Source organism: Streptomyces scabichelini (assembly GCF_011045015.1).
Classification (GTDB): domain Bacteria; phylum Actinomycetota; class Actinomycetes; order Streptomycetales; family Streptomycetaceae; genus Streptomyces; species Streptomyces scabichelini.
On sequence record NZ_JAAKZY010000002.1, the window covers coordinates 43,643 to 63,665 of the forward strand.

Annotated in this window: 14 protein-coding genes; 6 read left to right on the plus strand and 8 right to left on the minus strand. The window is 71.4% G+C overall.

Annotation, left to right across the window (positions count from 1 at the left end; translation table 11 throughout):
- Positions 1–258 precede the first annotated feature (258 nt).
- Positions 259–2,592: a glycosyl hydrolase family 95 catalytic domain-containing protein gene (locus G5C60_RS00955; protein WP_338145636.1), complete on the plus strand. Its 2,334-nt coding sequence runs from the start codon at positions 259–261 to the stop codon at positions 2,590–2,592.
- 153 nt (positions 2,593–2,745) lie between these two features.
- On the opposite strand, the gene G5C60_RS00960 is transcribed toward G5C60_RS00955, so the two are convergent.
- The 4 genes from G5C60_RS00960 to G5C60_RS00975 all read right to left on the minus strand — a co-directional run bounded on the left by G5C60_RS00960 (position 2,746) and on the right by G5C60_RS00975 (position 6,884).
- The gene (locus G5C60_RS00960) at positions 2,746–4,221 is read right to left on the minus strand and encodes a Gfo/Idh/MocA family oxidoreductase (protein WP_165254210.1); all 1,476 of its coding nucleotides are present in this window, start codon (positions 4,219–4,221) and stop codon (positions 2,746–2,748) included.
- Between the two features lie 94 nt (positions 4,222–4,315).
- Positions 4,316–4,960 carry a response regulator gene (locus G5C60_RS00965; protein ID WP_165254211.1) on the minus strand — a complete coding sequence of 215 codons (645 nt, stop codon included), beginning with the start codon at positions 4,958–4,960 and terminating at the stop codon, positions 4,316–4,318.
- Positions 4,951–6,126: a sensor histidine kinase gene (locus G5C60_RS00970; RefSeq protein WP_338145637.1), complete on the minus strand. Its 1,176-nt coding sequence runs from the start codon at positions 6,124–6,126 to the stop codon at positions 4,951–4,953. The genes G5C60_RS00965 and G5C60_RS00970 overlap by 10 nt, the downstream gene beginning before the upstream one ends.
- 71 nt (positions 6,127–6,197) lie before the next feature.
- Entirely contained in the window at positions 6,198–6,884 is a 687-nt protein-coding gene (locus G5C60_RS00975; RefSeq protein WP_165254213.1) for a DedA family protein, read from the minus strand.
- A gap of 236 nt (positions 6,885–7,120) precedes the next feature.
- Between G5C60_RS00975 and G5C60_RS00980 the strand changes: the two genes are divergently transcribed.
- Entirely contained in the window at positions 7,121–7,534 is a 414-nt protein-coding gene (locus tag G5C60_RS00980; RefSeq protein WP_165254214.1) for a VOC family protein, read from the plus strand.
- Between the two features lie 89 nt (positions 7,535–7,623).
- Here G5C60_RS00980 and G5C60_RS00985 read toward each other — a convergent pair whose 3' ends face one another.
- Positions 7,624–8,223, minus strand: coding sequence for a TetR family transcriptional regulator (locus G5C60_RS00985; protein WP_165254215.1), 600 nt, complete (start codon positions 8,221–8,223; stop codon positions 7,624–7,626).
- Between the two features lie 70 nt (positions 8,224–8,293).
- Between G5C60_RS00985 and G5C60_RS00990 the strand changes: the two genes are divergently transcribed.
- Positions 8,294–9,124, plus strand: a complete 831-nt coding sequence (locus tag G5C60_RS00990) for a class I SAM-dependent methyltransferase (protein ID WP_165254216.1) — start codon at positions 8,294–8,296, stop codon at positions 9,122–9,124.
- A 41-nt stretch (positions 9,125–9,165) separates the two neighbouring features.
- Here G5C60_RS00990 and G5C60_RS00995 read toward each other — a convergent pair whose 3' ends face one another.
- From G5C60_RS00995 to G5C60_RS01005, 3 genes are read right to left on the minus strand one after another with little or no spacing between them, the layout of a single operon-like run.
- A complete protein-coding gene (locus tag G5C60_RS00995; RefSeq protein WP_165254217.1) occupies positions 9,166–10,206 on the minus strand; it encodes a polyprenyl synthetase family protein in 1,041 nt (346 codons plus the stop codon).
- Positions 10,203–11,222 (minus strand): terpene synthase family protein, encoded by a 1,020-nt coding sequence (locus G5C60_RS01000; RefSeq protein WP_165254218.1) that lies wholly within the window; start codon positions 11,220–11,222, stop codon positions 10,203–10,205. Before G5C60_RS01000 ends, G5C60_RS00995 begins: the two co-directional genes overlap by 4 nt.
- Positions 11,223–11,240: 18 nt before the next feature.
- Positions 11,241–12,629, minus strand: a complete 1,389-nt coding sequence (locus tag G5C60_RS01005) for a cytochrome P450 (RefSeq protein ID WP_165254219.1) — start codon at positions 12,627–12,629, stop codon at positions 11,241–11,243.
- A 282-nt stretch (positions 12,630–12,911) separates the two neighbouring features.
- Between G5C60_RS01005 and G5C60_RS01010 the strand changes: the two genes are divergently transcribed.
- From G5C60_RS01010 to G5C60_RS01020, 3 genes are read left to right on the plus strand one after another with little or no spacing between them, the layout of a single operon-like run.
- Positions 12,912–16,154, plus strand: coding sequence for an FtsX-like permease family protein (locus tag G5C60_RS01010; protein WP_241266387.1), 3,243 nt, complete (start codon positions 12,912–12,914; stop codon positions 16,152–16,154).
- A 52-nt stretch (positions 16,155–16,206) separates the two neighbouring features.
- Positions 16,207–19,002, plus strand: a complete 2,796-nt coding sequence (locus G5C60_RS01015; RefSeq protein ID WP_165254221.1) for a hypothetical protein — start codon at positions 16,207–16,209, stop codon at positions 19,000–19,002.
- A 44-nt stretch (positions 19,003–19,046) separates the two neighbouring features.
- Complete coding sequence (locus G5C60_RS01020; RefSeq protein WP_165254279.1) at positions 19,047–20,012, plus strand: ABC transporter ATP-binding protein; 966 nt, start codon at positions 19,047–19,049, stop codon at positions 20,010–20,012.
- Positions 20,013–20,023 lie beyond the last annotated feature (11 nt).

Consider the following 20,023-nt stretch of genomic DNA (forward strand, 5'->3'; position numbering starts at 1 on the left):
GTTGCACATACGCCAGTGATGCCGATCCATACGCGTGCGTACACGACAGGTTTGTGCCAGACGACCCGGGACTTGCCTGCCCACGGCCGCGCAGACATCGGGCGGATCGGCCCCTCCGTCGGTCGGATGCAGCCGGGCATCCGCAGCTCACCTGCGGATACGGATCCCTCCGATTTCCGATACGTCGGAGGTCTTCCCCTGTCGCCGAACGCCCTGCACCATGCGGGTGGTTCACAAACAGAAATGGGAGGCACCTACGTGACCGCGACACCAGGGAACGGGATTTCTCGAAGAGGTGTGATCGGCACGGCGGCCGCGGTCGCCGCCGGTGGCTGGTCAGCCGGGTCCGGCACCGTCTGGGCGGCGTCCGGGGAGCCGGACGCGGCGAAGGACCTGCACGAACGGATGGCCAGGGCCGCCGCTCTGCGGTGGCGGCGGATGCCCGGCGACTGGAAGGACGGCCCCTTCCTCGGCAACGGCCTGCTCGGAGTGCAGGTCTACCGAGGTGCGACGGCCAACTCCGTGAAAGTCATGGTCAGCCACAACCAGGTGCAGGACCAGCGACCGCAGTGGCGCGCCCCGTACGGCTTTTCCCGGTTGCCCATAGGACATTTCGACCTCACGCTCGCCGGCGAGGTGACCGGCGTCGACTGGACCCTCGACCTCTGGGACGCCGAGCTGCGCGCCATCGTCACCACCACCCGGGGCAGCGTCCGCTTCACGATGCTGGTGCACAACGCCCGTACCGCCCTGCTGATCTCCACCCGGCCCAGCGCGGGCGAGGAAGAGGCGGCCTGGTCGTTCACATGGATGCCCGCGACCTCACCGCGTACGAAGGACAAACCCGCCGACTACACGGGAAACCCCGACCCCCGCACCGGCTCCGCCGGAGACGCCGGGGCCACCAGGTACGTGGAGCAGCCGCTGATCGCCGGCGGCGGATGGACCACCGCCTGGCGCGAACGGCGCGTCGGCACCGGCAGGTTGCTGGCCGCGCACATCGTCTACCGCTTCCCCGAGGACCTGTCGCGCACGACGGAACTGGCCGTCGCCGAAGTGGCCCGCACCCTGTCCATGGACCCGGACCGACTGGTGCGCGACCACCGCGCCTGGTGGCACCGCTTCTACCGGCGCAGCCTGCTGTCGGTACCCGACAAACGCATCCAGGACTTCTACTGGATCCAGCTCTACAAGGCCGCCTGCGCCACCCGGACCGGCGGCCCGTCGATGTCCGAGTGGGGACCGTGGTACCCGGAGACCGGCGGGAGTTGGACCGCCGTCTGGTGGAACCTCAACGTCCAGATAGCCACCTGGCTGATCCAGGGGTCCGATCACCTCGAACTCGACTCCGTCACCTCTACCTTCAAGAACTTCGAGAAGCACCTGCCGCTCTCCGTCCCGCCCGAGTACCAGGACGGCCAGACCTACGCCCTGGCCCACCCCTCCGACTGGAAGCTCCGCCCCGGCGCCAAGACCGTCGGCATCCCCGGCACCTCCACCAAGACCGACAACAACGGCAATCTCATGTGGGCCATGCACAACGTCTGGCTCAGCTACCGCCACACCATGGACGTGTCGATCGTGCGCGACGTCCTCTTCCCGATCCTGGTCAAGGCGGTGAACTTCTACGACCACTTCCTGCATGAGGGCAGCGACGGAAAGCTGCATCTGCCGCTCACCCGGTCGCCCGAGTGGGCCGACGCCACCGACTGCACGTACGACCTCTCCCTGATCCGCTGGGGCTGCGCAACTCTCCTCGACTGCCTGCGCGTTCTGCGTACGGACCATCCGCGCGCCGCGCGCTGGCGCGAGATCCTCCAGCGCCTGGTGGACTACCCGCGTGACGCGACCGGCGTCATCATCGGCGCGGAGAAGCCGCTCACCGAGTCCCACCGGCACTTCTCGCACATGCTGTGGCTGTACCCGCTGCACGAGCTGAACTGGGACCGCCCGGCCGACCGGGACATCATGCGCACGACCTTCGACCACTGGGTCAAGGACCGGAGGCTGTGGGCCGGTTACAGCTACGCCGCCGCCTCCTCGATGGCCTCCCTCATGGAACGGCCCGAGGAGGCCCTCGACTTCCTGACCTTCTTCACCGACGGCAAGGTCATCAACAACGCCTGGATGACCCCCAACACGATGTACGTGGAGGGTGGGAACCTGGCCATCGAGAGCCCGCTGTCGGCGGCCCAGTCGGTTCTCGACACGGCCGTGCAGAGCCATGGCGGGGTGGTACGGGTCTTCCCCTCCATGTCCCGCCGCTGGCCCGACGCCTCCGTCCAGGGCCTGCGCACCCAGGGCGCGTTCCTGGTGGACGCGGACCGCTCGGGCGGCCGGACCAGGTGGGTGCGGGTGCACAGCGAGGCGGGCGCGCCGCTCGTGCTGGGGCACGGCATCGAGGGCGCGATCGACGTACGGGACGCGCGTGGGCGGCGGCTGCGGTACCGGGAGACCGCGCCCGGCCGCATCGAGATCCCGCTGGGCCGGGACGAGACGGCCATCGTCCTCCCGCGCGGCACCGCCCCGGACCTGGGTCCGCGTGACGTACCGGCCGTCGGGGACGCGAAGCCGTGGGGGCTGCCGGACTGAGCCGACGCCTCCTTCGACACCCCGGCGACGTGCACTTGTGCGGGCTTGCTCCACGGTGCGGGTCGGTCGTGGCTGGTCGCGCCCACGCGGCGGAGCCGCAAATTGATACAGTCCCGCGCCCCTAAAAGGGGCGCGGCACTGGCCCCGATTCCCTCACGCGATCCGTCCGTCGCCGCGGGCGTTCAGGTCCAGGTCGGCGATGTGCACGGGCTGACCTGTCACCAGTGACTGGTTGGCAGCGATGCCGACCGCGACGGCACGCAGGCCGTCGGCGTAGTCGGCGGCCCGGCGCAGCGGATCAGGTGCGACCAGCAGGTCACGCCGGAAGGCTTCCATGAGCAGGATGGCGTCTCCTCCGCCGTGTCCGCCGATGCCGTCGGGAATGCGCACCTCCTCCGGCCGCTGCCAGTGGCGCTGCACCACGAGGGTGTCCCGCTCCGGCCGCACGTCGTCCGGGGGCGCGTCGACCTCGGAGGCGGAAGGGTCGAGTACGGCGTTGCCCTGGTCGTCCAGTTGCACGAAACCGCGCTCGACGACGGTCAGTTCGGCCCGGCCCGCCGTTCCGTTGACGCTGACGCGGTAGCCCTCCCAGGGGCTGTGCGCGTTCAGCGAGTACGTGAGCGTCGCCCCCCGGCGGTAGTCGACGAGGACGGCCATGTTGTCCTCGATGGTGACTCCGGGCGCGAAGGGGTCCTGGTCGCGGCGGTACCCGTCGTGGTGCTCGGCCTGGAGGTAGAGGGCATCGAGACGGGGATCGGCGCGCAGGTCCAGGGAGAAGGGGCCGCCGGACGTGCCCGTACCGCGGTCGGGGCGGTCGCTCTGCCCTCGCTCGGCGGCGTTCTTGTCCCCGTAGAACCGCAGCCCGCCCGAGGCGAACACGCGCACCGGCTCATCGGCGATCCACCAGTTGACCAGGTCGAAGTGATGGCTGGCCTTGTGCACGAGCAGCCCGCCGGAGTTGGCCTTGTCGCGGTGCCAGCGGCGGAAGTAGTCCGCTCCGTGGACCGTGTCCAGGACCCACTCGAAGTGCACGCCGGTGACGTCACCGATGACGCCGGAGTCGATGACCTGCCTGAGTGTCGAATTCCGGGGTGCGTAGCGGTAGTTGAAGGTGACTATGACATCGCGGCCCGTCTCGGCGATGGCGCGGCTGATGAGCCGGCAGCCCTCGACGTCCGTCGTCAGCGGCTTCTCCACGATGACGTCGGCGCCCGCGCGCAGGGCACGGTCGACGAGTTCCGCGTGGGTGCGGTCCACGCTCGTGACGATGAGGACATCGACGGCCTGCTCACCCAGCATGGTTTCCAGTCCGTCAGGTCCGTACTGCGGCAGACCGGCCGCACCCGGGAGCCCCAGCGCACGGCCGGCCTCGCCGTCGTACCAGGCCATGCGTGCGGGGTTGGGATCGAGCCAGGCGACCAACTCGCCCACGTCCGCGTGCTCGCCCGTCAGCGCACCCACGTACATCCCCGCCCGGTGTCCCGTTCCCGCGATGGCATAGCGGCGGCGACGGCGTGAGGAAGGCGGATCGGTGAACTGAGGCAGCACGCCGGGCGCGGCACTGGCACTGGAGCTGGACAGGGGCGCCGGGGCGGTGGGGTTCTGGTCGAGCCGGGGCTGGTCGGTCACAGGGCTCCTTACAGGGAGAAGGGAGAAGGGAGAAGAGGGAAGGGGGACGGTGGGGAGCAAGGATGAGGGAGGACGGCAGTGCGCGTGGCGGGGGTCAGGACTCGAGATAGCGCAGGACCGCCAGGATCCGGCGGCTGTAGCCGGTGGTGTGCGACAGGTCCAGCTTGTCGAAGATCGTGTTGAGGTTCTTCTCCACCGCGCTCAGCGAGATGTGCAGCTTCCGCGCGATCGCCGCGTTGGTGTGCCCCTGCGCCAGCGTCTCGAGCACCTCGCGCTCGCGCGGGGTGAGCCGGGTCAGCGGATCGCCGTGGGTGGTGCGGATCACCAACTGCCGCACCACTTCCGAGTCGATGGCCGCGCCGCCCGCGTGGATTCGCTCCAGCGCGTCCAGGAACTCCTCGACCTGCCCCACCCGGTCCTTGAGCAGGTAGCCGACCCGCTCCGCGTTGGACGCCAGCAACTGGGCGGCGTAGTTGCGCTCCACGTATTGAGACAGGACCAGCACGCCGATCATGGGCCAACGCTCGCGGATCTCCACTGCGGCCCGCAGCCCCTCATCGGTGTGGGTCGGTGGCATCCGGATGTCGACGACGACTGTGTCCGGCTTGTGCTCCTCGACCTCCCGCAGCAGGGCGACCGCGTCGCCGACCGCCGCCAGGACCTCATGGCCCTCCTCGGCGAGCAGCCGCACCAGGCCCTCCCGCAGCAGGGTCGAGTCCTCGGCGAGGATCACACGCATGGCAGCTCCGCGGTAATGACGGTCGGTCCCCCGAGAGGGCTTTCAATGGTCAGTACGCCGTCCAGCGCGTCCACCCGGCTGCGCAGCCCGGTCAGCCCGCCGCCGGCCTGGTCCGCCCCGCCGGTGCCGTTGTCCTCGATCCGTACGACGAGGATCGGGCCGTACCGGCTCAGTCGTACGGAGACGGCGGTGGCACCGGAGTGCTTGGCGGCGTTGGTCACGGACTCCGACACCACGAAGTACGCGGCGGTCTGCACCGGTTGGGGCAGCGGCTCCGCCACGTCGTACTCCATGCGGATCGGGACGGCGCAGCGCTCCGAGACCCCGCCGAGTGCCTCCTTCAGCCCCAGGCTGTCCAGAGCGGAGGGATAGACCCGCCAGGCCGTCTCCCGTAGTTCGGTGAGAGCGTCCTGGGACTCCTCGTGCGCCTGTCGCAGCAGGTCGTCGACCTGTTCGGGATTGCGGGTACGGCCGCGGCGGGTCCGGCCGATCAGCATGGCGAGCGCCACCAGCCGCTGCTGCACACCGTCGTGCAGATCACGCTCGATGCGCCGGCGCTCCACGTCCACGGCCTGGACCACGGCGGCCCGGCTGGTGGACAGTTCGTCGATCCGCCGTCGCATCAACTCGCCCTCGGAGGGCCCGAAACACTCGCGCGCCAGCCGGGTGTCCAAGGCCGCCAGCGCGTAGAGCCCCTGGATGTCGAGGAACAGCAGGACGCAGCCGAGCAGCGCCTGGATCAGTAACTCCTGCCAGCCGACGGTGCCCCGCACCACAGCCGCGATCAGCACCCCGGCCAGGAGCACGCCGACGGCGAGCAGCCCGACCACGACCGTGCACAGCAGCCCTGTGGAGCTGCGGACCGCGAGGTAGCGCAGGATCTTCTGATCCGACGCCTTGTAGTGCTCGGGGAAGCGGTCACCGAAGAAGACGGAGCGGCGCGTCCACTCCACCTCGGTCAGCCGGCGGGCCCCGGTGGCCAGCGCGGCGGTCGCGCGGCTCCGGGTGCGTGGCCGCAGCAGCCAGGGGCCGAGGGCCGCGCCGACGATGACGAAGTAGAGGAGCCCGAGCGGCGCGGTGCCGCAGCCGAGGAGAACGCCGGGGACGACCCGCGGCCAGGAGTGTCCCGAGGAGGCGTCGGTCTCGTCCTGCTCGTCCCGCTGCACGGAACTCGACCCTAATCCCGCCGCGCCGCGGGAACAAGATCGCCCGCGGGTGCCGTACCGCACGTCCCCGCTCATGAACTGCTGTGCTGCCGGGCCTGGTTACGGCCCCGGAAGCGCACCACCACATAGGCGGTGACGGCCAGTATCACGCCGACGAGTACGGCCTTGGACAGCACCCCGACGTAGCTCTCGACCGAGTCCCACCGGTCGCCGAGCCAGTAACCGGCCATCACCAGCACCGAGTTCCAGATCAGACTGCCCAGCGCGGTCAGCAGCAGGAACACCGGCAGCCGCATCCGCTCCACTCCCGCCGGTACGGAGATCAGGCTGCGGAAGATCGGCACCATCCTGCCCAGAAACACCGCCTTGGTGCCGTGCCTGGCGAACCACGCCTCCGTGCGTTCCAGATCCGAGGCCTTCACCAGCGGCAGCTTCCCCCAGATCGCGTGTATCCGTTCCCGCCCCAACAGAACGCCGATCCAGTACAGCACCAGTGCGCCCAGCACGGACCCCGACGTGGTCCAGAAGAGCGCCGAGGCCAGGCTGATCACCCCTTGCCCCGCCGCGAACCCGGTCAGCGGCAGAATCACCTCGCTCGGCAACGGTGGGAACAGGTTCTCCAACGCGATCGCCAGCCCCGCACCAGGCCCGCCCATCGCGTCCACCAGGTCGGCCGCCCACCCCGCGATCCCACCGGCGGGCTCCTGGGGCAGCGCCACGTCGGGTGCCTGGGGCGGCGCCGGGTTCATCAACTGCATAGGGGTGGCCTCCAAGCCGTGGGTCCAACGCCCGGGGCCCACCGCCCCGAACTCCTCCCCACGCTAGAAAACGCAGATCAAGCGGCGGTATGAGGGTCGCCGTCCGACGTGGTGATGTTCTCCGCAGTCCTGACCTGCGGGAAACCGCAGTCCGCGACCGCGCTCGGCAGGCCGTTGTCAGTGCCCGGCGCTAGTCTGCGCGCATCTGACCGATTGTCCCGATCAGGGAGGTTTCCATGGCTTCGCGGCTCAACCCGTATCTCAGCTTCGGCGGTGACGCCCGGCAGGCGCTGGAGTTCTACAAGGAGGTGTTCGGCGGCACGCTGTCGGTGAACACGTACGGCGAATTCGGCCAGGAAGGCGGCCCGGACGCCGACAAGATCATGCACGGCATGCTGGAGACCCCGAGCGGCTTCACCCTGATGGGCGCCGATGCCCCGCCGGGGATGGAGAACACTCCGGGCAACAACTTCTCGGTGAGCCTGAGCGGTGACGACGACGCCGAGTTGCGCGGCTACTGGGAGAAGCTGTCCGCCGGCGGCTCGGTGTCCGTGCCCATGGAGAAGCAGATGTGGGGCGATGTGTTCGGCATGTGTACGGACCGGTTCGGTATCCCGTGGATGGTCAACATCGTCCAGCCGCAGGGCTGATCGCCGATCCGTCCGCAGAGCGGATCGTCAATCCGTCCGCAGGGCTGATCGCCAGTCCGTCCGGCAAGGACGAGGCGGCACCACCGACTTCATGGCGTCGGTTCCCGCACGACGCCGGCGATGGTCGTGGTCACCACCCTGCGGACGGCTTCGGCTTCCGGCGGTGTGCCCTCTCGGCCGGCGAAGAGCAGGTGCCCGCCCCCGATCAGCGTGAGTGCGAGCGTGTCGACGTCGGCGTCCGGCGCGATGCGGCCCCGGTCGCGCTCCGCGGTGAGGTAGGAGGCGATCATGGCCGTCGCCTCCGTGAGGACGGGGACGCCGGCCGGCCTGGCCTGGCGCAGTCGGGCGCGCAGGCCGTCCCGGAAGGTGATGAGGCTGACGATCGCCACGGCGACCGAGCCGAAGAGGTCCGTCAGCGCGGCGGTGACGTTGCCGGCGACGGTGCCGGTTCCGGCGGAGTCGCGCAGGGCGGCGGCCTGGTCGTCGATCCGGCCGATGCGGTCCAGCACGAGCTCGGTGAGGAAGGCGTCGAAGTCGGCGAAGTGGCGGTGCAGGACGCCCTTGGCGCAGCCCGCCTCCGTGGTGACCGCACGGCTGGTCAGCGCGTTCGGCCCGTCCCTGAGCAGGACGCGCTCGGCGGCGGCGAAGAGCTGCTCGCGTACGTCGCGCATGGCCACACCTGTCGGCACCGTGCATGTCCTTTGCTTCGCTCGATCCCACCCGTTGACGAGTGGGCGTGTGCCCACTCATAGTGGGCGCATGCCCACTGTACCGTCGGAGCCGACGCGTCCGCCCGCCCGCGAGCCTCATCGGGCCCGAGAGGTGGCGGAGTCGTTCGGCACGGACCCTGAGCGTTATGACCGAGCCAGGCCCCGCTACCCCGACGCCCTGGTGGAGCGGATCCTCGCCGCAGGACCCGGGTCCGATGTCCTCGACATCGGCACCGGCACCGGCATCGTCGCCCGCCAGTTCCAGGCGGCCGGCTGCTGTGTGCTCGGGGTCGAGCCCGACGCGCGGATGGCCGGCTTCGCCCGACGCGGCGGGGTCGAGGTCGAGGTGGCGACGTTCGAAGCCTGGGACCCGGCCGGCCGGACTTTCGATGCGGTCGTCGCCGGGCAGGCATGGCACTGGGTCGACCCGGTTGCGGGAGCGGCCAAGGCGGCCGAGGTGCTGCGGCCCGGCGGCCGGCTGGCGGCGTTCTGGCACGTGTTCCAGCTGCCGCCCGACCTCGGGGAGGCCGTCGCCGCGATCTGTGAACGAGCGATGCCCGATGCGCCGTTCGACTTCCGGGCGGCGTCGAGGACGGCAGTGGACCTGTACGAGGCAGGGCTCACCAAGGTCGCCGACGGGATCCGGGAGGCCGGCGGGTTCGGCGACGCGGAGCAGTGGCGATTCGACTGGGAGCGGTCCTACACCCGGGACGAATGGCTGGACCTGATGCCCACCCAGGGCGCCTTCACGCGCCTCCCGCCGGACAAGCTGGCGGAGGTGCTGGAAGGCGTCGGGGCCGCCGTCGACGCGATGGGCGGCGGCTTCACGATGCGGTACGCGACGGTGGCCGTCAGCGCGGTGCGAAGCGACGCCGCCTGACCAGGCTCGGGCAGCATGAGGTGCGGGAAGTCCGGGCCGACCTAAGCCCGGCGGTGCATGGCCAGGTCGGCGATGGACCTCAGCATTCGTTCTCCTTCCGGCTCGGGGGACACCGAAGCCAGTCGGTCCAGGGCGAAAACGTGCCGGCGTGCGATCTCCTGCCGGGTCCTTTCCAGTCCTCCCGCCTCCTCGATCAGGCGGGTGGCCCGGCGTATCCCGGCGTCCGACAGACGTTCCGTACGGTCGTACAGCTCCGCCAGCTGCCGTCCCGCGCGCGTATCACTGGACAGCGCCGCGACCACCGGGAACGACTTCTTGCGCCGTTGCAGATCCGCGCCCACCGGCTTCCCGGAGATGGCGCTGTCTCCCCAGATGCCCAGGACGTCGTCGCTGAGCTGAAAGGCCAGGCCGACGTGGTGTCCGAACGCGCGCAGCCCGCCGACCCGGTCCGGCTCGGCGCTCACCGCGATCGCGCCCAGCGCGCAGGCGCCCGTGAACAGAGACGCCGTCTTGCCGGCGGCCATCCGCAGGCAGTCGTCCGGCCGGACATCGGTCCGCTTCTCGAAGTCCAGATCGTCGCCCTGACCCGCGAGCAGACCGAGCAGGGCATCGGACAACTCCCGGACGGCGTTCGCGGTGAGTTCGGAGGCCTGTTCGGTGATCAGCACCTTGAGAGCCATGACCAACAGAGCGTCGCCCGCCAGAACCGCCTGGGCGTCGCCGAAGAGGGACCAGGCGGTGGGGCGGCCCCTGCGGATGTGGTCGTTGTCCATCAGATCGTCGTGCAGCAGCGAGAAGTTGTGCACCAGTTCCACACCGGCGGCCGCGTGCACGGCAAGCGACATGGGTCCGCCGCAGGCCTGCGCGCTGCCCAGTGCCAGGGCGCCGCGCACCCCTTTGCCCCAGTCCCCCTGCGCCGGACGGCCGGCCGTGTCCCGCCAGCCGAAGTGGTGGCGCGCCACTGTCCGGGTCGGCTCGGGCAGCCCGGCGACCACGTTCTGGAGCACGGGACCGGTCAACTCACGGGCCCGGCGCAGGAGTTCCCCGACGTCGAGGGTGCTGGGGCGGATGGCGATGTTCATCGGTCGGCCTCCATGAGCCTGGTTTCGAGGTAGTCCTCCGGTCGCTCCGCACCGCCGTCGGAGGCCGGGTGGTACCGCTTCGTACGCCTCGACCAGTCGAGGTTGCCGCGCATCCAGGTCCGCATGCCCGCGGTGTAGAGAGTGAGTTCCCGGGTTCGGTCCGGGTGGGCCGTCAGCAGCTTCGCCTCCGCCGCGAGGTATCGGCCCGTCTCTTCTTCGATGGCGGTACGGACGTGGTCCAGCGCGGTCCGCCGGTCCAGGCCGCGATGGTGCTCGACGAGGAAGACGAGGTTGTGCACTTCGCCCCGTAATCGTTCCTTCGCCAGCGAATGGACGTCGTTGGTCCAGCAGACGACATTGCACGCGGCATCGAGGGCGGCCGTGAACTCGGGGCTGCGGTGCACGGAGTCGGGGACCGAGATCCGTTCCACGATCTCGATGAGGTCCATGCAGACGTAGATCGCGCCGGTGTGGCGGCGGTTGACGATGTACGTCTCCTCGGACGGGACGGTGCCGTCGATCCGGTTGCCCGCTTCCCAGACGGCCGCCGTCCTGAGGCATTCCTCCAGGTGTCCGACGAAGCGGCGGCGCCACTCGGGAGTGGCATGCGGGGCCGTACGCTCCCACAGGCCGGCCAGCGAGGAGATCGTGGTGGGGATGTGCGGGTCCGCCACCTCGCACCGGCCGTGGCCTCCGAGCACGGCCCGCATCCGGTCCACCGTCTCGCCCACGTGGTCCGGACTGCGTCCGAACCGTCCGTCGTCGAGCTGGTCGTCGACCAGGAAGAGCCAGGCGAACCAGTCCGCCATGAGATTCAGACGCGAGGCGTCGGCGGTTGGATACACCACCGCCGCGAACCAGCCGAAGTCGGCTCGCTCAAAGCGTTCTCTCGCGGATTCCCGGTGCACCAGACCGTTGTGGCGTACCCAGTGGGCCACGTGAAAGCGTGCCTTCTCCGCAAAGGGGTTGAGCCGATGGGGAAATGGACTTCGGATGTCGGGTTCATCGGTGTCCATGAACAGGCGCCTCCCCTCTCAGCGACGTTCGAGGCGCAGGTGCACTCCGCCTTTGGGGTGCAGTGTGATCAGGGGATCCGGGTGTACCTCGGGGGCGTCCGCGGGCATGACCAGGCGGTGTCCGCGCGCGATGGTGGTGAGTACGAGGATGAGTTCGGCCAGCGCGAAATGCTTGCCTATGCAGATGCGGTGTCCACTGCCGAACGGGATATAGGCGTGCTTGGGCCGCCCGGCGGTCTCCTCCGGGCTGAACCGCTCGGGTGCGAAGCGCTCCGGTTCGTCCCAGAAATCCGGGTGGCGGTGCAGAAGATAGCTGTTGATCAGCATGTTGCTGCCCGCCGGGATACGGTATCCGCCGATCTCGTCGTCCTGACTCGCACGGCGCATGAACTGATACGCCGGAGAATAGAGCCGCAGCGTCTCGTCGACGACCATGCGCGTATACGTCAGCTTGGGAAGATCCTCGAAACGCGGAAGCCGGTCGCCGAGCACCCGGTCGACCTCGGCGTGCAGTTTCTTCTCGGCCTCGGGATGCCGGGCGAGGAGATGGAACGCCCAGGACAGGGCGTTGGTGGTGGTCTCGTAGGCGCCGACGCAGATATTGAGGACCTCGTGATGGAGTTGCTGGAGGTCCATCCCCTTCCCGTCCTCCTCGTCCACGGAGTGCAGGAGCAGGGTGAGCAGATCCGGTTCCTCGCCTGCGGCGACATCGTCCTTGCCCGGGGCGGCATCGTCCGCCAGCCGCCGCCGGACGAATCCGGACACGAACTCGTCCATGTCGTCGATCGCCCGCCGCAGCCGGCGATGGCCGGGGGTCGGCACACTCAACGGCGGGAACGGAAAACGGAAGAAGGCGCCGAGTGTCGCGTTGGCGATGCCGAAGGACCGCTCGAACCCCTGGGCCGACTCGCTCACATCCGCGCTGAACAGGGACCTGTTGACGATACGGAGAGCGAGCCGGCCGATCTCGTCGGTGACATCGAACGTACGGTTGCTGTCGCAGTAGGCGCGCTCCCACCGATCCAGGATCCGCACGGTCTCCTCGGTCATGTTCCGGGCGAACGAACTCACCGTTCTCGGGGTGAAATACGGTGCCATCATGCGGCGTTGACGACGCCACAGTTCCATGTCCGCATTGGCGATCAAGCCCTTGCGCAGGACTGGGCGTACGACCTTGAAGATCGTGGCGTTCTTGTCGTACTGCTCGCCTTTGTCGATGAGTATGTGGCGGATGTAGTCGGGGTGATTGACCATCACCATCGGTATGCCGAGCGGACGAAAGCGGAAAATGTCGCCGTACCGCTCCCGACTGCGTGAAAGAAAGGCCAGCGGATCACGTTTGAAGGCCAGTGATCCGCCTAAACCGTCGGTGAACCCGACGGAGGGAAGGTCTTGGGGATTCTCCATGCGATGCCTCACTGCGTGTGAGTATGCGAATCACCATGGCAACTGGCGCCAGTGTATTGGCCGGTCGTCTATGGGTGGGCCTTTCTGTCGCTCGGGATGGTGTGACAAATTTCATGGCCTGAGATTTGATTGGCAAATCAACAATTGAATTCCAATTCTCTGATCTCGGCTCAAATTGCTTGAACACAGAATGGGTTGCCGGGGATCGGGCCGGTCCGAACCATTGCGGGGCTCGAACAGATGGACCCATACTGTGCCGGACTACGGGGGGAGACCGGGGAGTTGAGCGGGAGACGTGCGCCTGCGGCGGTGCGTGGGACCGGTCATCACGGACTGGTGCTGGGCGCCGCGGGGCTTGCCGTGCTCCTCGCCGCGACCGTGCTGGCCGCGCTGGCGGCCCTCAGCGAGAAGGCCGTCGAAGGCGGGGTGCAGCGGCGGCTCGCCGGTGACCCCGAGGCCGTGGTCGACGTCTCCGGGCCGTACCGGCCGAGCGGTGCGCGGGAACTGGACGGTCTGGTACGCGCCGCCGTGGACCGTGCCTTCGGGGGCGTACCGCATCACACCTGGTCCGCGTTACGCGTCCCTGCCACGCGGTCCGCCGAGCTGGGCGTGATCGAGACGGACGGCCGTCGGCGCGACGACGCCGGCGTGTCCGTGGTCGCCCTTCAGGAGACGCAGCGGCACGCACGGCTGGTGGCGGGCCGCTGGCCGCGTGCCACCGGCGAGGGAGGGCGAGTCGAGACCGCGCTCGGCGAAGTGTTCGCGGCGGAGCTCGCGCTGCGGCCGGGCGACGAGCTGCGGGTGCAGCCGCACGACGACGGTCCGCAGGTCCGGATGCGGGTGGCCGGGCTGTACCGGGCGGACGGCCGCAGCCCGGCCGTCTGGGCGAACCTGAGCACCACCTTCGGCCCGTCCGACTCCGTCGCGCTGGTGCGGCCCGAGGCGCTGACGGCAACTCCCGGTCTGGCCGAGGACGCCGGCGCGTTCTGGCTCGGCGTGCCGGACACCGGCGGGCTGCGGCTCGGCGACATCGGACCGTTGCAGGGGCGCGCCGAGCGGTTCGGCGGCAGCGACGTATCGCTCTCCGTGTTCCGCGGTACGCCGCCCACGACCGAGCTCGTCGCCAAATCCACCCTCGAAGACGCGCTCGATGACCTGACCGCCCCCATCGCCGTGGCCCGGGCCGGCCTCTACATCCCGGCGACCCTGCTCGCCGCCCTGGCCGCCGCCGCGCTCGTGCTCACCGCGCGCCAACTCGCCGAGCACCGCCGCCCGGAACTCGCGCTGCTGGCCGCGCGCGGCGCCGGAACCCCGCGGCTGGCCTCGTCGACGGCGGCGCAGTGGGCGGCCGTCGCGGTGCCCGCGGGCCTGGCCGCGCCGTTCCTCGCCGGGCCGCTGCTACGGCTGCTCGACGGAGCCGGGCTGATCCCCGGCGACGTACCCGCGACGGCGACACTGACGGCGGGCTGGGCGGCCGCGCTGCTCGCCGTCGCGGTGCACGGTACCGCCCTGCTGCTGCCGACCGTGCGGACCGTACGCGACCGCCACGCGGTGCGCCGACTACGGCTGCGCCTGGGCAGGTTCGCGGGAGCGCAGCGGCTCGGCGCCGACCTGGCGCTGGCTGCCGTCGCCGTGCTCGGCTGGCTGCAGCTGCGGCAGTACCGCTCGCCGGTCACCGGCGGCGGCGTCGACCCCGTACTCGTGCTGGCACCCGTCGCGATGACCACCGCCGCGGCGCTGCTCGCCCTGCGGGCACTGCCGCTGCTCGCCCGGATCACCGAGCCCCTCGCGCGGCGCGGCACCGGGCTCGTGCTGGCCCTGGGCGGCTGGCAGATCGCGCGCCGCGCCGCGCGGCACGCCGGTCCCGCGCTGCTGGTGACGCTCGCCCTGGCCGTCGCGGCGCTCAGCAGTACCGCGCTCGCCATCCTGGACCGCGGCGACCACGACCAGGCGGTCTTCAAGGTCGGCGCCGACCTGCGGATCGACCCCGGCGACCGGCTCGCGCCGGCCGAGCGGCGCACGACGTACGCCGCATTACCCGGCGCCCGGGCCGTCACCCCCGTCGTCGACACGAACGGCTACCTCGGCCAGAGCTGGGTCACCGTCACCGGCATCGACACCACGCGCGGCCCCGCCCCCGCCCTGCGCCCCGATCTCAGCGACCGGCCGGTGTCCGAACTCGTCGCCCCGCTCGGCCGGAACATCCCCGCGTACGGGCTGCCGCTCGACGGCTCCCCGCGCGAACTCCCGTTGCGCGTCAAGCTGTCCGCCGACGGGCCCGGCACCCCCGTGCCGGTCCGGCTCACCGTCCACTTCACTGACGCCGACGGCCTCGCCCACGCGAGCGAGGTCACCCTCGAGGACACCGACGGCGCGGCCCGCACCGTGCGCCTCAAGGTCCCGGCCCGCGGCGAGGGCGTACGCATCGTCCAGCTCGGCCTGAGCATGACCGACGAGACCGTACGGCGCACCTACCGCCTCACCGTCGACCGCGTGCCCGGCCTCAACCAGCCCCCCGCCTGGCACGACGTGCGCACCGACCCTTCTGACCGGTACGTCGCCGGCTGCCCCGGCGCCAAGCCGCCCCGGCGGCCCGGAGACGCCCCTGGGCCCGTGCTCTGCTCCGACCGGCCGGCGCCCGGCACGCTCCTGAACGCGGTGCTGCGCGGGCCCGACACCGCGCTCAAGTACCCCACCTGGAGTGTGCGGCTGGGCACCGACCGCGCCAAGGGGCGCCCCGCCGCGCCCGCGCTCGCCGACCGCACGCTGCTGGACTCCGGCGAGGCCCGCGTCGGCGACACGGTCACGCTGCAGCGCGAGGGCGGCGGCACCGCCCGTATCAAGGTCGTCGGGGAGATCGACGCCGTGCCGGGCGCCGACCGCGACCGGCCCCGGCTGCTCGCCGACTCCCGGGCCATGGCCGCCCAGTTCGTGCTCGACGGCGCACTGCCCGGCGCCGACGGCGCCTGGTGGGTGGCCGCCGACCACGGGGACGCGGCCGCGGCACTGCGCGCCGTCCGGGCCGACTTCCGCCTCGGCACGGCCGTCGACGTGCCGCAGACGCGGGCCCGGCTGGCCGCCGACCCGCTGCGGCAGGGCGCACGCGGGGCGCTCACCCTGTGCCTCGTCCTCGCGCCGGCCTTCGCCGTCGTCGGCTTCACGCTGCACACGGCACTCTCGGCACGGGCCAGGGCCCGGGAGTTCGCGCTGCTGCGGGCACTGGGCGTGCGGCGCGGGCAGCTCGCCGCGTACCTGTGGACCGAACAACTGGCCCTGGCCGCCGTCGCGGCGGTGCTCGGCACACTGCTGGGCACCTTGCTGGCCGCCGTGATCATGCCGGTGGTCACGGTCGACGACACCGGCCGGCCGGTCTACCCAGGGCTGCTCACCGAGGTGCCCTGGGTGCGCGTGGTCCTCACGGCGGGTGCGACGACGCTGGTGATCTGTGCGGTGGTGACGGTGGCGGCTCGGTTCCTGGGGCGGGTCGATCTGGCCCGGGTGCTGCGTGCCGGGGAGGACGGATGAGGCGCCCCATGCGGCCGGTCGACGTCTCCGGGGTGCACGCGGGGGAGGACCGATGAGGCGCCCGACGCGGTCGCCCGACCCGGTCGCCCTGCGCGAGGCACAGGCCGAACTGCCCCTGTTGGTCTGCCTCTTGGTGCTGATGGCGCTGCTCACCACGGTCGCCGCCGCGGGCCCCGATCTGCTCGACCGGCTTGCCGGGCGGGCACTCGCGTCGCGCCTTGAGCAGGAGCAGCGGGCGGAGCCCGGGATCCTGCTCAGCGCGCGGTTCGAACCGGCGGTCGGCGTGGGTCCGGACACCCAGGAGAGCGACTTGGGCGACGACTTGCTGCCGACCACCGGCGTGATCGAGAGCGCGGCGCCCGGCGCTTTCGACGGCGGCCTCGTGCACGACTCCACCCGCGTCGAACTGCCGCTCGTCCGCACCACGACGGACGCCGGGGACGTGGGCCTCGGCCTCGTGTACGCCTCCGACGCGCCGGGCCGCGCCGCCTACGCCGAGGGACGGCCGCCCGACCCGGACAGCGAGGCCGTCGAGATCGCCGTCTCCACCCGCACCCGCGACGCGCTGCGACTGCGCCTTGGGCAGCAACTCCCGGTCGAACCCGGCGCGTTGAAGAACGTCCACGCCACCGCCGTCGTCGTCGGGTTCTTCACCGCGGACGCCGGCGGCACAGCGCGCGGAGGCCGGCTGTGGCGCGAACAGCCCCAGCTGGCACGCCCTGCGCAGCATCCCCCGCGCAGCGCCTCCGGACTCGACTGGGAGGCCCGCGCCCTCGTCGCGCCGCGCACCGTCACCACCCTCCAGACCCAGGCCGACGCCACGCTCACCGCCACCTGGGGCATGCGTCTCGACCTCGACGCGCCCACCGCCACACGGTTCGCCGACGACGAGGGACAGCGCGAGCTCCAGCGGCTGCTCACCCGCTACCCGGACGACGCGCGGACCGTCTACTGCGGCGATATCGCCGACTACGGCGGCATGTTCTGCACCATCGGCTCGCGCAACGCCTCCACCCTGCAGAACAGCACCCGGCTGCCCGACGTGCTCACCGAGTTCGGCACACAGTGGCGCCAGGGCCGCGCCGTGATCTCGTTCGCGCTGGCGTCCCTGCTCGTCACCGGACTGCTCACCGCCGTCGTCACGGCGCTGCTCGCGGTGCGCCGCCGTCTCCCCGCCCACCGGCTCCAGCGCGCCCGCGGCGCCTCCGCGGCAGGCCTCGCACTGGCCCGGGCGGCACAGACCGCGCCCGCCGCGCTGCTCGGGCTCGTGGCCGGGCTCGCCGCCACCTGGGCGCTCCCGGGCGACTCACCCGCGTACCGCTACGGGCTGCTCGTCGCCGCGCTCGTCTGGCTGCTGCTGCCCGCGCTCACCTGGCACGCCCTGCGCGACCGCGCCGTACGCACCCGGCACGAGCCGACCCGGCATGCCGCAGGCCGCCGGATCGTCGCCGAGGCGCTGGTACTGCTGCTCGCCGCGGCCGGTGTGTTCGCGCTGCGGACCCGGGGCACGGCGGGCGACGCCGGGCCCGATCCCCTGCTCGCCGCGGTGCCCGCGCTGCTGGGGCTCGCCACCGTCGCCGTACTGGTGCGCTGCTACCCGCTGCCGGTACGGCTCCTGGCGCGCTGGTCCGCGCGGCGGCGCGGCGCCGTGCCCCTCATCGCGCTCTCCCGGGCCGCGAAGGAGGCACAGGGCCGGGTGCTCGCGCTGCTCGTCCTGGTGGTGACGCTGGCGGGCGCGGTGTTCGGCGGGCTTGTGGCCGGGACTCTGTCGGACGGGCGCCGCGAGGCCGCCGCCTGGCAGGTCGGCGCCGACGCCTCCTTCCGCGGCGCGGTCCGCAATCCCGACGTCGCCGAACGGCTGACCCGGGTCCGCGGAGTACGCGACACCGTCAGCGTGCGGCAGTTGCGCGTCGACCCGATGAGCGGGACCAGCGGCGAGCGCTACGGCATCGCGAGCCTCATCGGCGTCGACGGCGCGAAGCTGCGGGCGCTGTCACCCGGCTCGGCCGCGGCGCGCGCACTCGACGACGCCGGACTCACCGCACCGGGGCGCGGCCCGGACATCCGGGTCCTGGCGACCGGGGCCCGTGCGGGCGACCTGCTCACCATCACCTCGCACGGCAGGAAGCTGCGCCTGCGCGTCGTCGGCGGCCTCCCCGACGACGTACTCCGCGACCCGGCGATCGGCCCCGTCCGCAGTACGACGACGTCCCGGGACCAGCTGATCCTCGCCGACAACCGCGATCTGAGGGGCTTCGACGCAAGCGAATTCGAGGAGACCGCGCTGCTGCTGTACGGCCCGCGCCTTGACGCGCAGGCGCTGCGGGCCCTCGTGCCCCGAGCCACCTCCGACTCCGCCGTCGGAGAACTGCGTATCCGCGCCGAGGAGGAGGCCGACGCCGACGCGGACGGCATGATCGACGTCCTGACGGCCGCGCACACCGCGTGCACCGCGCTCGCCGTGCTCCTCGCCCTGCTGGCCCTCGTACTCGAACTGATGCTGTCCGCCCCGGCGCGCGGCCGCACCGCCTCCTACCTGCGCACGCTCGGCCTCGGCCACCGTGCCACCTCGGCACTGCACCTGCTGCAACTGGTGCCGATGGTGCTGGCTGCGGTGGCGGGCGGCACCGCACTGGGCCTGACGCTGCCCGCGCTGCTCGGACCCGCCCTGGAACTGCGGGAGTTCACGGGCGGACCCGCCGCCCCCACCCTGCACCCCGACCTGCTGCTGACCGCCGCCCTGGGCGCCGGACTCGGCGTGCTGGTCGTCGTGGCGGTCGCTGTGGAGACCTGGATCGGACGGCGCCGCGGGCTCGGCGCCGTCCTGCGCCTTACGGAGGAACGGTGACCGAACCTCACGGGAGTGACCCGCGGAAACCTCAGGGGAGTGACCTGCAGAAGCCGCAGGCGAGCGACCTGCGGGTACTGGAGGAGCGGGCCCGCGACTCCAGGCGCCCGCACGCGGACGACGGGCTCGTCGTCTGCGACAACCTGGTACGCGTCTACCGCACCGACGAGGTCGAGGTGCAGGCGCTCCAGGGGCTCGACCTCGTCGTCGAGGAGGGCGAGTGCATGGCGCTCGTCGGCGCCTCCGGGTCCGGCAAGTCGACGCTGCTGTCCATCCTCTCCGGGCTCGACCTGCCCACGGCGGGCCGCGCCCGCGTCGCCGGACACGATCTGCTCGCCATGGGACGGCGCGAGCGGCTCGGCTACCGCCGGCACACCGTCGGCTTCGTATGGCAGCAGACGGGGCGCAACCTGCTGCCGTATCTGACCGCCCTGGAGAACGTGGCGCTGCCGATGAAGTACGCGCGCGTGCCGCGCGGCAAGCGGGCCGCGCGCGCCGCCGAACTCCTCGACGTGCTGGGCGTCGCGTACTGCCGGGACCGCCGTCCCGCCGAGCTCTCCGGCGGCGAACAGCAGCGCGTGGCCGTCGCGGTCGCCACGGCCAACGCTCCTCGTGTGCTGCTCGCCGACGAACCGACGGGCGAACTCGACACCGCGAGCGGTGAGGAGGTGTTCGCCACGCTGCGCCGCGCCAACGAGGAGTTCGGCGCCACCGTCCTCGTCGTCACCCATGACCCGCTCGTCTCCGGACAGGTCCGCCGCACGGTCCGCATCCGCGACGGCCGTACGTCCACGGAGACGCTCCGCGCGCCCGACGGCACGGGCGCCGAGGAGTACACGGTCCTGGACCGCACGGGCCGGCTCCAACTGCCCAAGGACTACGTGGAGCGCTACGGCCTGCGCGGCCGGGTCCGCCTGACAGCGGAACCGGACCATGTGGGGGTGTGGTCCGACGAGACGGGCCGCTCTGCCGAGCCTGATCGCCCTGCCGAGCCCGAACGCGCCGACTGACCGATCGCCCC